The organism is Amycolatopsis sp. H20-H5 (genome assembly GCF_035828755.1).
Classification (GTDB): Bacteria; Actinomycetota; Actinomycetes; order Mycobacteriales; family Pseudonocardiaceae; genus Amycolatopsis.
Genome location: NZ_JAYMZS010000019.1, coordinates 4,499 through 18,166 on the forward strand (window position 1 = coordinate 4,499; position 13,668 = coordinate 18,166).

General features: G+C 68.8%; 16 protein-coding genes and 1 pseudogene. 5 read left to right on the top strand and 12 right to left on the bottom strand.

The features are described 5' to 3' along the window. The coding region (locus QMK34_RS13975) for a hypothetical protein (RefSeq protein WP_326414335.1) at positions 1 to 230 on the top strand (230 nt) is incomplete at its 5' end. A 73-nt stretch (positions 231 to 303) separates the two neighbouring features. Beyond that, positions 304 to 1,257, top strand: coding sequence for a hypothetical protein (locus QMK34_RS13980; RefSeq protein WP_326414336.1), 954 nt, complete (start codon positions 304 to 306; stop codon positions 1,255 to 1,257). A 69-nt stretch (positions 1,258 to 1,326) separates the two neighbouring features. Here the strand turns inward: QMK34_RS13980 and QMK34_RS13985 are convergent, their stop codons facing one another. From QMK34_RS13985 to QMK34_RS14025, 9 genes are all read right to left on the bottom strand, one after another. Then, positions 1,327 to 2,100 carry a thioesterase II family protein gene (locus tag QMK34_RS13985; RefSeq protein ID WP_326414337.1) on the bottom strand — a complete coding sequence of 258 codons (774 nt, stop codon included), beginning with the start codon at positions 2,098 to 2,100 and terminating at the stop codon, positions 1,327 to 1,329. Positions 2,101 to 2,138: 38 nt separating this feature from the next. Continuing rightward, on the bottom strand, positions 2,139 to 2,366 hold the full coding sequence (locus tag QMK34_RS13990; RefSeq protein WP_326414338.1) for an MbtH family protein: 228 nt from the start codon (positions 2,364 to 2,366) through the stop codon (positions 2,139 to 2,141). A 155-nt stretch (positions 2,367 to 2,521) separates the two neighbouring features. Then, the gene (locus QMK34_RS13995) at positions 2,522 to 2,782 is read right to left on the bottom strand and encodes a LysR family transcriptional regulator (protein WP_442785150.1); all 261 of its coding nucleotides are present in this window, start codon (positions 2,780 to 2,782) and stop codon (positions 2,522 to 2,524) included. A 155-nt stretch (positions 2,783 to 2,937) separates the two neighbouring features. After that, positions 2,938 to 3,963, bottom strand: coding sequence for a helix-turn-helix transcriptional regulator (locus tag QMK34_RS14000; RefSeq protein ID WP_326414341.1), 1,026 nt, complete (start codon positions 3,961 to 3,963; stop codon positions 2,938 to 2,940). A 261-nt stretch (positions 3,964 to 4,224) separates the two neighbouring features. Further along, positions 4,225 to 5,484, bottom strand: a complete 1,260-nt coding sequence (locus tag QMK34_RS14005) for a helix-turn-helix domain-containing protein (RefSeq protein ID WP_326414342.1) — start codon at positions 5,482 to 5,484, stop codon at positions 4,225 to 4,227. A 507-nt stretch (positions 5,485 to 5,991) separates the two neighbouring features. Further along, positions 5,992 to 6,291 carry a hypothetical protein gene (locus QMK34_RS14010; RefSeq protein ID WP_326414343.1) on the bottom strand — a complete coding sequence of 100 codons (300 nt, stop codon included), beginning with the start codon at positions 6,289 to 6,291 and terminating at the stop codon, positions 5,992 to 5,994. 70 nt (positions 6,292 to 6,361) lie between these two features. Next, positions 6,362 to 7,552 carry a hypothetical protein gene (locus QMK34_RS14015; RefSeq protein ID WP_326414344.1) on the bottom strand — a complete coding sequence of 397 codons (1,191 nt, stop codon included), beginning with the start codon at positions 7,550 to 7,552 and terminating at the stop codon, positions 6,362 to 6,364. A 789-nt stretch (positions 7,553 to 8,341) separates the two neighbouring features. Further along, the gene (locus QMK34_RS14020; RefSeq protein WP_326414345.1) at positions 8,342 to 8,737 is read right to left on the bottom strand and encodes a DUF1801 domain-containing protein; all 396 of its coding nucleotides are present in this window, start codon (positions 8,735 to 8,737) and stop codon (positions 8,342 to 8,344) included. A 135-nt stretch (positions 8,738 to 8,872) separates the two neighbouring features. Beyond that, a complete protein-coding gene (locus QMK34_RS14025) occupies positions 8,873 to 9,673 on the bottom strand; it encodes a class I SAM-dependent methyltransferase (RefSeq protein WP_326414346.1) in 801 nt (266 codons plus the stop codon). Between the two features lie 71 nt (positions 9,674 to 9,744). On the opposite strand from QMK34_RS14025, the gene QMK34_RS14030 reads away from it, so the two are divergent. Beyond that, positions 9,745 to 10,305 (top strand): CGNR zinc finger domain-containing protein, encoded by a 561-nt coding sequence (locus tag QMK34_RS14030; protein ID WP_326414347.1) that lies wholly within the window; start codon positions 9,745 to 9,747, stop codon positions 10,303 to 10,305. Between the two features lie 50 nt (positions 10,306 to 10,355). After that, a complete protein-coding gene (locus QMK34_RS14035; RefSeq protein ID WP_326414348.1) occupies positions 10,356 to 10,700 on the top strand; it encodes an MmcQ/YjbR family DNA-binding protein in 345 nt (114 codons plus the stop codon). Between the two features lie 21 nt (positions 10,701 to 10,721). Here QMK34_RS14035 and QMK34_RS14040 read toward each other — a convergent pair whose 3' ends face one another. After that, on the bottom strand, positions 10,722 to 11,360 hold the full coding sequence (locus QMK34_RS14040; protein ID WP_326414349.1) for a TNT domain-containing protein: 639 nt from the start codon (positions 11,358 to 11,360) through the stop codon (positions 10,722 to 10,724). 148 nt (positions 11,361 to 11,508) lie between these two features. Beyond that, a complete protein-coding gene (locus QMK34_RS14045; RefSeq protein ID WP_326414350.1) occupies positions 11,509 to 12,420 on the bottom strand; it encodes a MerR family transcriptional regulator in 912 nt (303 codons plus the stop codon). A 255-nt stretch (positions 12,421 to 12,675) separates the two neighbouring features. Here QMK34_RS14045 and QMK34_RS47830 point away from each other — a divergent pair. Beyond that, positions 12,676 to 12,804 (top strand): annotated as a pseudogene (locus QMK34_RS47830) (hypothetical protein); the annotation flags it as partial. Positions 12,805 to 12,932: 128 nt separating this feature from the next. Here the strand turns inward: QMK34_RS47830 and QMK34_RS14055 are convergent. After that, positions 12,933 to 13,649, bottom strand: a complete 717-nt coding sequence (locus QMK34_RS14055; protein WP_326414352.1) for a TetR/AcrR family transcriptional regulator — start codon at positions 13,647 to 13,649, stop codon at positions 12,933 to 12,935. Positions 13,650 to 13,668: the final 19 nt, after the last annotated feature.

The following is a 13,668-nucleotide window of genomic DNA, read 5'->3' on the forward strand; positions in this document are numbered from 1 at the left end:
CTTTGGCAGCGGCGACACCGGGGACGCGGCTCGTCGTCAACGGCCCGGCCGCGGCTTCGGAGCTCGTAGCGGCGTTGCTTTCGGACGTCGGCGTGCCGTCACGGGCGACGGAAGCGCGGCACTGCGCGGTGTCCGGCCTGCTGAGCCTGACCGAGCTCGTCGACGGCGGGCCCACGCTGCTGGTCTCGGTTTCCGAACACGGCCACCTCGCCGCACTCGCGATCAAATAAACTGAGCAAAAGGTTACGCACTATGGCGAAGGACATTTTGACCGCGTCATTCGCTGACGGATAAGCTGGCTTTATGACCACAACACTGGCCCCGGCGAAAACGCGACCGGCGCTGCTGCGGAAAATAGGCGGCTACGGTGCCGCCATCTCGGTGACACCGTATCTCGTCATCAAGATCGCGTGGACGTTCGGGCTTTTCCTGCCGACCGAGCAAATGGGCCAGGCGAATTGGCGCGCGATCAACGCGACCACCGCGCTCCTCACCCTCGTCGGGATCATGCTGGCGCTGGCGTTCAGCAGGCCCTGGGGTGAGCGGCTGCCCGCGTGGCTGGTGACCCTGCCGGTGTGGGTCGGCACCGGCCTGCTCGTGCCGATGCTGTTCCTGGTGCCGATCCTCGGCCCGGCGGCCGTGGTGCGCGACAAACAAGCGGGTGCCAGCACTGACACCTGGGCCTACGAACAGGTCTTCGTCATCGTGTCGCTGGTCGGCATCGGGATCGGCCTGCCGCTCGCGCTGGCCGGGTACGCCAGGGTCCGCTGGCCCGAGGCGCTGAGCGGGCCGCTCGACCGCGGCACCCCGCCCGGCGACACCCGCGAACTGCAGGTTCCGCTGGCCAGCCTGACCGCGGTGGGCTGTGTCCTGCTGGGCGTCACCAAGGTCTTCTGGACGCTGGGCGGCACGATCGGCCTCGACCCCTCCCGCCTCGGCAGCCGCGACCTCTGGTGGCGGCTACTGAGCCTGAGCACCGGCCTCTGGGCACTCGCCGGCGCCTGGGGCCTGCTCACCCTGGTCGCCCGGCGCGGATCGCGGCGGTTCCTGCCGCCGATGGCCCTGGCGTGGGTCTCGTCCGGAATGCTGTTCGCCTACAACCTGTTCTTCGCGATGCGCGCCGACTCCCAAGCCAGCCCGGAGCACCCGCTGGCCCGTGTCCTGACCACCGACGCGGGAATAGTCCTCGGCGTGCTGATGGCGATGCTCATCCTGCTGGTCCTCCACGACCGCCGCCGCGCCACCCACGCCGAATGACCCTGAAGGCCACCCTTGATGGCGCCCCCACGCGACGGCGTTAAACGCCGTCATGGTGGCCTTTCAGGGTCAGTCACGAAAGGCGGTGGCCGGGGCAGGCAGGGCGGAGATACGCCGGGGCAGCCGGTCCCACACCTCGGGCTCGTAGAAGTGCCCGCCGGGCAGCTCGGTCGCCTCGAAGTCGTTGTCCGCCAAGGCTTTCCACCCCTGCTCGATCTCCGCGAACGGCTCGGGCTCGGCGGTGCCGTAGAGGACTTGCAGCGGTACGGTGACCCGCCTGCCCGGTGTGTACCGGTAGGACTCGGTCACCACGAGGTCGGCCCGGAGCAGCTCGACCGCCAGGCCCCGCAAGTCCGGGTCGTGGGCGACCACCGGGGACATCTGGCCGAACTCCCGCATCCAGCGCACCAGCTCCACGTCGGAGTCACGCGCGTGCGGTGTCCGCGAGCCGGCGGGTTCGCGCAGGTTCGGGGCGGCGCCGCCGGACACCACGAGAGCCGCGGGCGGGGTGACGCCGAGCCGCTCGAGCCAGGCCGCGGTCTCGAACGCCACCCACGATCCCATGCTGTGGCCGAAGAGCACGTACGGCCGCTCGGCCAGCGGCGCGACCGCCGCCACGACGTCCTCGCACAACGCGCGCCAGTCCCGGGCGAAAGGCGTGGTGAACCGCGCCTCCCGGCCCGGGTAGCACACGAGGGCCAGTTCCACGTCCGGCGGCAGCTGGGTGGCCCACTTCCGGTACGGGGCGGTGCCGCCGCCGCAATAGCTCAGGCACACGAGCACCCGGCCGGCTTCCGGCCGCGGCGCCGGCCGGTGGATCGCGGCGGTGGCCCCCGTCTTCATGATCGTCCTCTCCGTTCGCCGGGTGCTGGGCCGTCCGATCAGGACGGCTGGGGGCTCGCGTCCATCTGGCGCACCAGACTCAGCGGCCGCATGTCGGTCCAGTTCTCGTTGATGTGGTCCAGGCAGGCCTGCCTGGTGTCCTGGCCGTGCGCCACGGTCCAGCCCGCCGGGATCTCGGCGAACGCCGGCCACAGCGAGTGCTGGTTCTCCTCGTTGACCAGCGCGTAGTAACTGGCTTCGTTGTCCTCGAAAGGATTGGTGGTCATACCCGTAGTCTCCATTCCTGTTCATGAAACACGACTCGCCCGGTCCACAGAATCAGTTCGGCCGACCTGTGTCCAGCCAAGAAATTTCATATAAGAATTCTCGATGTCCGGAGGAATCGTGAACCGCCCACACGGTCACGCTCCGGCGGTCCGCGCTAGACCGCGGACTGGCGGACCAGCGGCACCGGCGAGGAGCCAAGCTGGCCGCCGTACTGCTCGTCGGGCAGGTCCCGGATGTTGTCCATCAGCATCAGAACCGCGCGGACGGAGGACAGCACCATGCGTCCGTCGCCGGTCAGCCGCGCACCGCTGGGATGCCGGGTGAACAGCTTGAAGCCGAGGGACCGCTCCAGGCACTTGATCTGATAGGTGATCGCGGGCTGCGAATAGCCGAGCTGGCGCGCAGTGACGTCCATACGCCCGGTTTCCGCAATGGAGACGAAGGCCCTGAATTCACGTTCGTGCATTTTAACCCCCAGGTTAGAATGTTTTATGCGGCAAATATTTTAATAATCTTAGCAACCGGCAAGATACGAATACCTTGTTTTCAGGAAGCTGCATCCGCGCCGAATCAGATCAAACCCATTTGCGCGGCCAGCATCCCGGCCTGGAATCTGCTGCGCGCCTGCAGGGTGACCATGGACGAGGCGACGTCGTTGCGCACCGTCCGGACACTCACCCCGATCCGGCGGGCGATCGCCTCGTCGGTGAGCCCGTCGGCGAGCAGCCGCAACACTTTCTCGTTCCGCGCGCCGGACTGGTCCAGCAGCACCGGGCAGGTCGCGTGACGAAACTGCGTGCCACGTTCCCACAGCCGCAGGGCGTGCTCGACAAGCGAGTCGCGCTCCGGCGTGCGGCCCTGCACCACCCGGGCGGTGCCCCGGGGATCGATCATCACGACGACGCTGCGGTCGACGATCACCATGCGGTACGGGACATTCGGCAGTGTGCGCGGCGCGGCGTGGCGCGCGGCCAGCCAGCGTGCGTGCGTGACGACGTCCAGTCCGTCGAGCACCGCGGGCCCCCACACCTGACGCAGCACCGCCCCACGGCGCAGCGCCGCTTCGGCGATGTGCGGCGCGAACTCGAAGGAGCCCGCACGCCACCGCGGCACCACGAGCACGATCTCCCGCCGGACCGTGGCGACCAGCCGCTCGACGAGCGAGGTCACGGCGTCGGCGCTGTCGAGGTGGGCCTCGTCGCCCGTCCACTCGACGGCCCGCTCGTGCAGCGAGATGAACCGGGCCACCGCCGCGGGCTGCGGCATTTCCGCCGCACTCGCGTTGTCGCGAAGCCGCCGGATCGTCAGTGTCGGCAGCGCGAGACAAGGCTCGACGGCCCGGATCGCGTCAGTGTCGTCCGCCGACTGCGCCAGGACCCGTTCCCGGCGCAACTCCTCGGCGAGTTCACGGGCCGCGGGCTCGGGCATGGCCAGCTCGGCGGCCAGCTCCCCGAGCCGCCACCGCGGCCTGCTCAACGCCACCCGGTACATCAGCTCGGCCACCGGGTGCAGGCCGATGGCCCACTCCGCGACCGTCTCGACGCCCGGCTTGGACCTTTCTACTGCTGTTAGAACATTACTGACCATCGTCCCCATCCGAAGTCTTGAATGCTCGTACCACGAAAAGTGGTTCTGGAAGAAGATTACAACAGTAATAGATGCTAGGGAGCGTGGTGACTGAAGTCAACAGGTCTCCGCAAGCAAGTTGACTCCGGTCAACATCTCTGACCTGCAGGAATACAGAGAGGAGCGACCAATGACCAGTCAGTGAAGACTGCTGACAGCAGTCATGACAAGGTGGTGACGACACGGTGATGCTGGCACGGCGGTCATGGCACAGCGGCGCTGGCAGAACACTCAGTGCGAGCGGACCTCGTCGATCTCGCGCCAGATCTGCGACGCGAGCCGGTACAGGTCGAGCTCCTCGCAAAGGTTCGCGGCCGACCGGAAGGCCGTCACCGCCTCCTCGATCCGCTCGAGCCGGCACAACGCGCGGGCCCGGGTGATCCGGAGCCTGACCAGCGCCGAACCCGGCAGGTCGGCGGGCTCGCGGGTGCTGAGCTCCAGCGCCTTCGCCGGGTCGCCGACCGCCAGCGCGAACCGGGCCTCGACCAGCTGCATCTGGCTGGCCTCCCCCGGCACGTCGACCACGGAAAGCGTGGCCTGGGCGCCGCGCATGAACTGCTCGATCTCGGCGAGATCGGCTTCGGTGTCGGCGTCGAGCAGTGCCGACGCCGCGGCACGGGAGAACTTGGCCCACTCCCACAACGGCGTCGCGGGCGTCGCGAGCATCTCCTTGGCGTACCGGAAATGCCGCTCGGCCTGCTTGGGCTCGCCGATCCGCGCGAACGCGACGCTCGCGGCCCAGTGCGCGCGCCCGAGTACGGGCCGCCGGTCGAGCTTTTCCGCGATGTCGATCATCTGGTCGATGAGCTTCGGCAGCTCCGAGACGGCGCCCGACTCACACCGGATGGAGACCAGCACACCCAGCGCGCGCACGTGTTCGCTGGTGGAACCGAACGAGGTGGCCTTGATGTCCTCAGCGGCCTTCTCCGCGAGCTCGGACGCGTCACTCATCCGGCCGCCGTCACGGGCGGCCGAAGCGCGGTCGACCGCGACCTTCACCATCACCTCCGGTACGCCCACCTGCTCGGCGAGCACGGCGACGTCGGCGAGCAGGCGGCCCCGCTCCTGGTGCTCGGACTTGAGGACCAGCACCTCGTGCAACGCGATCCCGTACTCGAGCGCCGAAACGGTCGCCCCGTCCCGGTTCGCAGCCTCGTAGGCGTCACGGAACCGGACCTCGGCGTCATCGAGATCACCGAGGTCAAGCGCACTTTTGGTCATGATGTCGAGGACGAGCCGCCCAGCCAGGTCGCCGGAGTCCTCCGTGAACGGGGTCGTCGACCCGACCAGCTCCTGGAGCGGCACCTCGAGCGACTGCGCCAGCCGGACCGCCACCTCGAGGGTCGGCACCCTGGCGCCGGACTCGAGCAGCGAGATATAACTGGGGTTCACCACGCCGTCAGCGACGTCCCGCTGCGAGAGGGAGCGTCGTTCCCGCAGCTGACGCAGACGCTGACCAAACTCGGGCTGGCGAATGCTGCCCAGGCCCATCCTTTGCGCCCCCTCTGTAGACGTGAGAAACCTTCGGTCATGCGGCTCTTACTGTAGTCATAGCTGTCAACTCCGCCGACGCCCCTCACCGGTCACAGACCAGCTCGCGGCACTGTTCGCCGTCGAAGCAGGTCAGGACACCGTGCCCGAAGGCACGGAGCGGCCACCCACGGTCATGGGAAGCGCTCGGGAAAGGGGCCCCGGCCGGAGCGAGCTCAAGTTTCGTTCGGTGGCACGTTATTGGCCGGGACGTTCTTCGTCCCGGCCGGTAACGCCGCCACTTGAGGGTATCGGGTGGTCGTGGCTCTGTCAGCAGGAGATCTTCGACGAACACAGCCCCCAGGACTTGTTCGAGAAGGTGAGCAGGAACCGCGAAGATTCACGCCCCAGTCAACCGCACCGGGTTCCCGCTCGCTGTGCTGATCCCGCCGCCGACAGCCCCGTCGATCCACCGTTGAGCAGCGGACGAACGCGAGCCAGGTCATCACTCGGGTGATGACCGGTGGGTCAGTGCCCCCAAGGCCAGTCGCTGCCGGGTTGGTCCACGGACAGGGCCAGGGTCGCGTGCGGGCCGGGCTGCACGATCCACGGCCAGTCACTGCCCTCCACCTGGGCCACCACGTGACCGGCGGATGCCGCCGAGTGCGCGGCGGCCGGGCTCGCGGCGGCCGAGGCCGTTCCGGCTGTCCAGCTCAGGCCGGTCACCAGCAGAAGGGCCGCGGCCGTCGAGAGGGTGGCCGTGACTCCCCACATCGCGACGCGGCGGAGTGACTTACTCGGGTCATTTTCAATGTTTACTGAAGTCATAGTCATAGTTCTAGCCGACCGTTCCCCCGGTGGCAACACCTCTGCCGATCTGGCAGAAACTGTTGCGTGATTACCTGTTCAGCCGCAGATCCCAGCTGCACCGGGCAGCCAGGTTGAAACGCGCCGTACGGACGATCGGCACGTCGCCCGGCGACGGGCGGTGACCGGCTGTCAGCATCTCGACCGCGCCCAGCTCGTGCAGCGTGGCGACCACGCTCTCGGCACGGGCCGGCGTCATGCCCGGCCCCGGCTCGGACTCGGCGAGCGCGGTCACGCAGTCGTCCACTTGGCGGCCGCCGTCAAGACTCCGCCAGAGCCGGACGACCTCCTCGGTCGTCTGATAGCCCTGACCAGGGCCCAAGAGCGTCCAGGCGTCCGAAAACCGGACCGCGGTGAAGTAAGGGCTGCGGCGCGGGGCCCCCTCGGGCAGCACGCCGGTCGTCGCCGGGGGCGCGGGCAGCGTGGACGGTTTCTGCTCCCAGCCCTCGATCGAGCACCACGAGATGAGCAGGTTGGCCACCATCAGGCGTTCCTCGATGATGGCGCGCACCCGCGCGGGCGGGGGCGGCTGGTCGACCGGGAAGGACCAGTTGACCAGCCGCCACAGGTACGGGAACCACGGGACGGTCACACGGGATCTGGCGAGCATGCGGAACAGGAAATTGCCGTCGGTGACGAAATCGCCCGTCGCGGCGAGCGCGGCCTCGCAGCCGCAGAGCAGACCCGCGGTGGACATCGTCCATGCGGTGAAAAGATCACCGGAAAGCATCGACCGGAACGCGTCGGCGGCACAGGCCGCGAACGCGAGGGCACGGCGCGTGATCAGCATCTGCCGGACGGTGTCGTGGTCGATCGCGTCGAGTTCGGCCTGCCAGCGCGACGAGACGACCAGCCGGTGACCGGTGACCAGCTGGATGAGCTCACGCACCCGGTCGCCGTCCACGGCGAGCTGCGGGCTGCTCGTCGTCGTCGCGTGATAACCGGCCGTCAGCGAGACCAGCTCCGAAACCCGCGACTCGGAGAGCGCGGTGAACCGCAGCGGCATGCCGTCGACCTCGTACACGACGTCGGCCACGGGCAGCGAGTCACCGACGACGTAGAGGTCGATCGTCTCGTTGACCAGCCCGAGCCCCGCCGCGCGATCGCCGCCCACGAGCACCAGCTCGTCCATCCCGGACAGGTCCCGCACCGCGTGCGCGGCCGCGTCGAGCTGGGCCTGGGTGAAACCTACGTAGGGCGAGTGCCAAGGGTAACCAGACATGGAGAAGGGTGCATACCCCATCCGTAAAGCCCTCCGCTCGATCAACTAGACCAGGAGGCGGACGGCATGAGCCGCCCGCCTGATCCACCCCCAGGTGGAGATCTGGCGTGGTCCCTGCTGAGACCTGCCGGGCGAGCACCGGACGACGTGCTGGGTCGACGTGACGGCGGTAAACGGGGCGATCCGTAGTCGAGCATTTTGTTTGAAAAAGCAACAAAAGAACAAGACCTGAACGGAGTTATAACGGATTCATTCGTTGCCGTGCCTTACCAAACTGTGCCTTTACCGAACTGCGCCTTACCAAAGAGTGCCCCATGTCGCCGCCTTGCCGACTCAAAAACTCGCCAACACCAACCGACAGGGGCATGCTAGCACCCGATCAGCGCGGAGTCCGGCGGGCGGACGAAATACGCCACAGCCCTGCCCGTGCGGTGATGATCCGTGATCGGACGGGCACCCGGAGCCAACCCTGACCGGGGACTTCCTTGACTGTTCAACGATCACGGGCCGGCTCTTTACCGAGACGATATCCCGGCACGATGTATCGTTCCTTGCCGCCGGAAATGTGAAAGCAGTTCGCCGGTCGGCAAACACCTCTCCCCCGCACAAACGGGAACACCACACCGGCTCTCGGAATACACTCCGCTGCCACAAATCGGCCACTCGGCCGAAAGCGACGGGCGACGAGAACCCACGAATGGCCTACTCGGATCCGCTCCGCCGCTCGGGCACCGCGATCTCCACTACCCGCAGCAACCTGCCCGGCCACCGGATCACCCGGACGCCGGATCACCCGCCACGCTTGATCTTGCGCCAGCCACCGGCCCGGTTGTCGGCGATGATGTGCCGGAGCATCGCGGTCAACGCGGGGGCGTTGACCGGCTCGTCCCGCCGGTAGGCAACCGTCCTGGCGGTCTTGTTTTCGTGGCCCGCGGTGATGATCCCCTCCGGGTCGGGGACGATCGCGCCGTCGTAGAGGAACACGTTGACGTGGTCTTTCGCCGCCAGCAGGGCGCAGACGTTGCCCTGCAGCACAAAGTACGGGCGGTTGGTGCGCTTGATGGTCTCGACGACCTCGGGATCGGCGGCGTGCACCAGTTCGCGGACCTGACGGCAGAGGGCCTGCTGCCACTCGGGCAGGCCGTCGATGTAGTCGTCGACGCGCGGATCAGGGGTGTAGGTCACGGTGTTCCTCCTGACGATGGCGGGCCTGCCCGTGGTGGACATCCTCACCCAGGACGTCGCGGCGGGCCTGCCGGATTCGACATCCCGCCCCAGGAACCCGCCCCAGGAACCCGCCGCCAGGAAACCCCCGCCGGTTCAGCGCACGGCGGCCAGCACGTGGTCGTCGCCGACCTGCCACAGCGGCGCGACACCGCCGAACCCCGCGGACCGCAGCAGTTCGACGTGGTCGCCGACGGTGCACCCGTTGCCGTGGTGGCTCTGCTGCCCGCCCTCCCCCGCGGCGCGGGCGGCGCCCACGCGCTCGGCGCGGGCCCGTGCGAGGCCCGCGACCCGCGGGTCGGCGAGGACACCGCTCCACCAGTCGCGCCATTCCTCGTTGTCCTGGACGCCGGCCCTGGCGGCCCGGCGATCGCGGACGGTCGTCGCGAGCCGGTCCATCCGCTCGTCGCCGAACCCGAGGTGGTCGCCGTTGACCAGGACACCGCCGCGGGTGATCAGGGTCCCGAGCGTGCGGTAGAGCGCGGCCAGCCGGTCGGTCGGCAGCCAGTGCAGGGCGGTGGTGGACACGGCGGCGTGGACGGTCCGCGGCACCGCGTCCGGCCAGGTGGTTCCGCCGAGATCGGCGTCGACCCACTCGATCCGCTCGCCGTAGTGGGCGCGCGCCAGGCCGAGCAGCAGCGGATCCGAGTCGATGCCGATGATCCTGGCCGAGGGAAGCCGCTCGTGCAGGCGGGCGGCCAGCGAACCCGGGCCGCAGCCGAGGTCGAGCACGACCGGTTCGGGCACTTGCTCCAGCGCGGACTCGACGACGTCGCAGAGCACGGTGAAGCGCTCCTCGCGGTCGGCGACATAGCGCTCCTGCTGCACGTCCCAGCGGTGCAGCCAGGTCGCGGCCGCTTCACTCGATACGGTTGTGACGTTGACGGTGTCCACCATGACCACTCCAGTCACTGTCTATATGATGATTGCCAGTGACGACGCTAGAGCCCGATGAGGTAACTGGTCAAGTGAACTTCGACAGTCACACGAGCGACGTGGTCGCGACCACGGTCCTGGCGGTGAACCTGGTGACCCCCGGGCACGCGCTCGGCCGCGAGTACCGCCCCGCCGCCGCCGACGACGAGCTGCGAGAGCTGACGCGGGATTCCCGGCAGGTAGCGGAGGTGTCCGCGGACGAGCTCGACCGCTTCCGCGACTACGCCGTCCACCTGCGGTCGGTGTTCGCCGCGGTGGACGCCGGGCGGGTCGACGACGCCTGCGCGCTCACCAACGCACTGCTGCGGGAGACCCGGGCAGCCCCGGTACTGGCCAGGCACGACGACGAACCCTGGCACCTGCACTTCCACGCCACGGACGCCGGCTGGGCCCGCAGCTGGGCCGCGGCGATGGCGACCGCGCTCGCGGTCGTGCTCGGGAACCCCATGCAGGACAGGCTCGGGGTGTGCACCGCCCCCGCCTGCGACCGGGTGCTGGTCGACACCTCACGCAACGGGACCAAGCGATTCTGTTCCACCGCCTGCCAGAACCGCGTCAAGGCCACGGCTTTCCGGGCCCGGCGCCGGGACTGACCCGCCGCTCACACGGCCTAGACTGCGGGCACCGAAGACAGGGGTTCCGGATGGCTGTGCGCAGTGCCGTGTTCCACCGCGTGGTGGATGCGCTCGACGAGGTCGAGCGCGCGGAGGGCAACGAGTACACGGCGTTCAGCGTGCGCGGCAAGCGGTTCGGGTACTACTGGCCGCGGACCGAGACTGTCGGGCTGAAGCAGACGTTGACCGAACAGCAGGCGCTGGTCTCCGAGCGTCCCGCGGTCTTCGAGGAGCAGTTCAGCTCGGGCGGGTTCGGCTGGGTTGTCGTCCACCTGGCCGGAATCGACGCGGACGAGCTCGCCGAGCTGGTCTACGAGGCGTGGCGGCTCTCCGCGCCGGAGGAACTGGTCGCCGAGGCACCGTTCTCCCGCTGACACCGTCCCGCTCACTCGGAGCTAGCGCAGCCGGGTGAGATATCCGTTGTCCAGCAACCACAGCACGGTGAGCCGCGCCGGCGCGCCGGGCACGAGCGAGCCGACCAGCTGGTACTGCACACCGCCGCCGGTCTGGTAGAACCACGGCGCGATGGGCCCGGCGTCGACCTGGAACGCCTTGGCCACCTGGTAGACGTGGTAGTTGCACCCTTCGGCGGGGGTGCCGACGAGGTTCTGCGGCGGGATCGACCGGGTCGTGTACGGAAGTCCTTCCGGCGCAAGGAAAGCGCCGAATTCACTACCATAGCGGTCGATCCGGCGTCCCAGCCGCAGTGTCCGGTGCGCCTTGACCGGGTCGCCTGCCGGTGTCAGCACGTACCCGTCCTGGGGCGGGTACTTCCACGAACCCGCGACCGCGTCGTAGTAGACGGTGAAAAACTGTTCCGCGGGGCGGTTTCCCGTCCGGCTGTAGCCGAAGAGTTGCCTGCCGACCGGGCCTGCGACAGGAGTCTGCTCCGGGCCGAGTCTGCGGTCGCCGTGGTACAGCGAGGCGGAACATTCGTCGAGGCTGGCGGGCGCGGCCTGTGCGGGCGTGAACCCCACGAGGGTCGCGGTCAGCACCACGGCGGCCAGTGAGGCCAGTCGACGAGTCCATCTCATGGGAGACCTCCGGAGTCAGGCAACCTTGACGGTCGCTGACGTTAGCGTCGCCCGGCGTCTGCCCGGAATGCCCTCGAAGGCGGTTCACCTGTTCGTATTTCACGCGGGAACCGTTGGTAACACTGAGGATTCGCGACCGAGGGCCGGCTCACTCCGTCGAATGATCCACTGCTGCACCCGGGAAGACCGGGGTGAGGGCGCGCTCGCGGATCAGCTGCAGCGCGCTGGTCAGATCGTCGACCCAGGGAACGGCCAGCTCCGAGAACCGCGCCCAGCCGGGACCCGCGACGCAGACCTCGAACCCGCGGCGCTGGAGCCGCTGCACGAGCAGGTCGTCCGCGCTGTTCGCCGACATCGACCACAGCACCACCACGGCCGGGTCGAGCTTCAGTGCCATCCCGATCGTCGTCTCGGGCGGCACCATCTGGCGGAGGAACACCGCGGGCACGCCCTGGTCGACCAGGGCGGCCCGCAGCACCTCCATCGGCAGCGAGTGGCGCTCCTCCGGGCAGCAGGCCAGCAGCACGGAGCGCCCGGCCATCGTCTCGCGGAGCGGGCCGAGGTAACGCTCGAGCGCGCACGAGATCTCGTCGGTCAGCGCCCAGTCGGCCTCGAAACACAGGTCACCGCGTATCCAGCGCTCACCGAGGTTCCGCAGCACCGGCACCAGGACCTCGCTCCAGGTGGCGACCGGCCCGTTCATCGCGAACGACTCGTCGAGCAGCCCGGCCATGGAGGCGAACCTGAGCTCCTGTGCCGCGTCGGCAAGCTCGATGACGCTCTCCGAGGCCGACACGCCCTCGACCACGCGGCCCGCGAGCGCGACCGCGGCCGCCTCGCGTGCCTTCGCCCCGCGTTCGATGAGCCGCTGCATGTGCTGGAGCCGCTTGACGTCGACGTCGGAGTACCGGCGGTGCCTGCCGTCCGAGCGCACCGAGGGGCCGATCCCGTACCGGGCGTCCCAGCTACGCAAGGTGACCGGGGAGACGCCGAGCAGCTCGGCGACCTTCCCTGGCGTCCACAAACCGGGTACCGCGGTGGTGGCGGCATCGACGTCCATGAGCACCTACGATCCCTGACAGCTGGTCCACGGTGTGGCCAAGGTAGGAGCGTACCTCGGGTTTTGCCACCCGAGGGCGTTCGGTGCTCTGTGTCAGATGACGCAGACCACCGAGGCCGGACTCGGCATCGTGGACACATGAGCCCGACTTCGGCGAATCGCCCCGCGACGAAGCGGACCCGTTCTGTGCCCATGATTCCGGAGCACGGCCTGTTCGCGCTGCTGCTCGACCTCCTGCTCACCGTGGTCCCGGCGATGGCCGTGGCGATCGCGCTGACCACCCCGGGCGGTTTCCGCCTCAAAGAGAGTTCTTTCCTGATCACCGCGGTGATCGCCCTGCTCTTCGTGTCGTTCGTCCACCACGTGCTGGTGCAGCGGCTCCTGGGGGCGACCGTGGGCAAGACGCTGTTCGGGCTGCGGCCGATCGACCGCTACTTCGGAGACCGGCTGAAGCTCGGCGAGCTGGTTCAGGACGCGGGCGAGGGTGAGCCCGCCGAGTCCGGCGCCGACGATCATGATGGGGCGCTGGGTGGCCATGTGTCGCTCCTCGCGGGTGGCAGGGGGGTGTGCAGGATGCCGGTGATCAGCGTGTGGAGGCCCCACGAAAGCCGGTCCCCCGGCGCGCCCGAGATCAGCTGGGCGGACAGGGCGGCGACGTGCGGATGGGTGCGGGCGGACGCCTCGTGCAGCGTGCGGGCAAGGGTGTCCCACTCGTCTTGAGTGTCGGCGGACCGGTCGTGGCCGGCATGCTCGGCGGCCGTCGCCGTGGCGAGCTGCAGGAGCACATCGACGCCCCAGGCCGCCTGGTCGCCGGGGACGCCGCCCTCGGCGAGCAGCGCCAGCAGCGTCTCGATCAGGTTCAGGTAGTGCTCGCCGCTGGGACGGGCCGTGAGCGCGGCGCGGGCGAGGCCGGGATAGGCGAAAAGCATGGCGGTGTAGGCGGTGAGCAGCTTCTCGAGACGGACGCGCCAGTCACCTTCGGCCGTCACGGGCTCGACGGTGCCGAGCAGCTCGTCCAGGATCGCCGCGTGCAGCTGGGCGGTGTTGCGGAAGTAGACGTACAGCGAGGCCGGTCCCGTGTCGAGCTCCTGCGCCAGGCGGCGCATGGTCACCTTCTGCAGGTCCTCGGCCCGCAGCAGGTCAACGGCGGCGGCCACGATGCCCGCCCTGGTCAGCGCTGGTTTGGCAGGCCGCTCGCGGCGGCTGCGGGGGGTGGAAGGACCTGTCATGCCGCCAGTCTAGCGAACA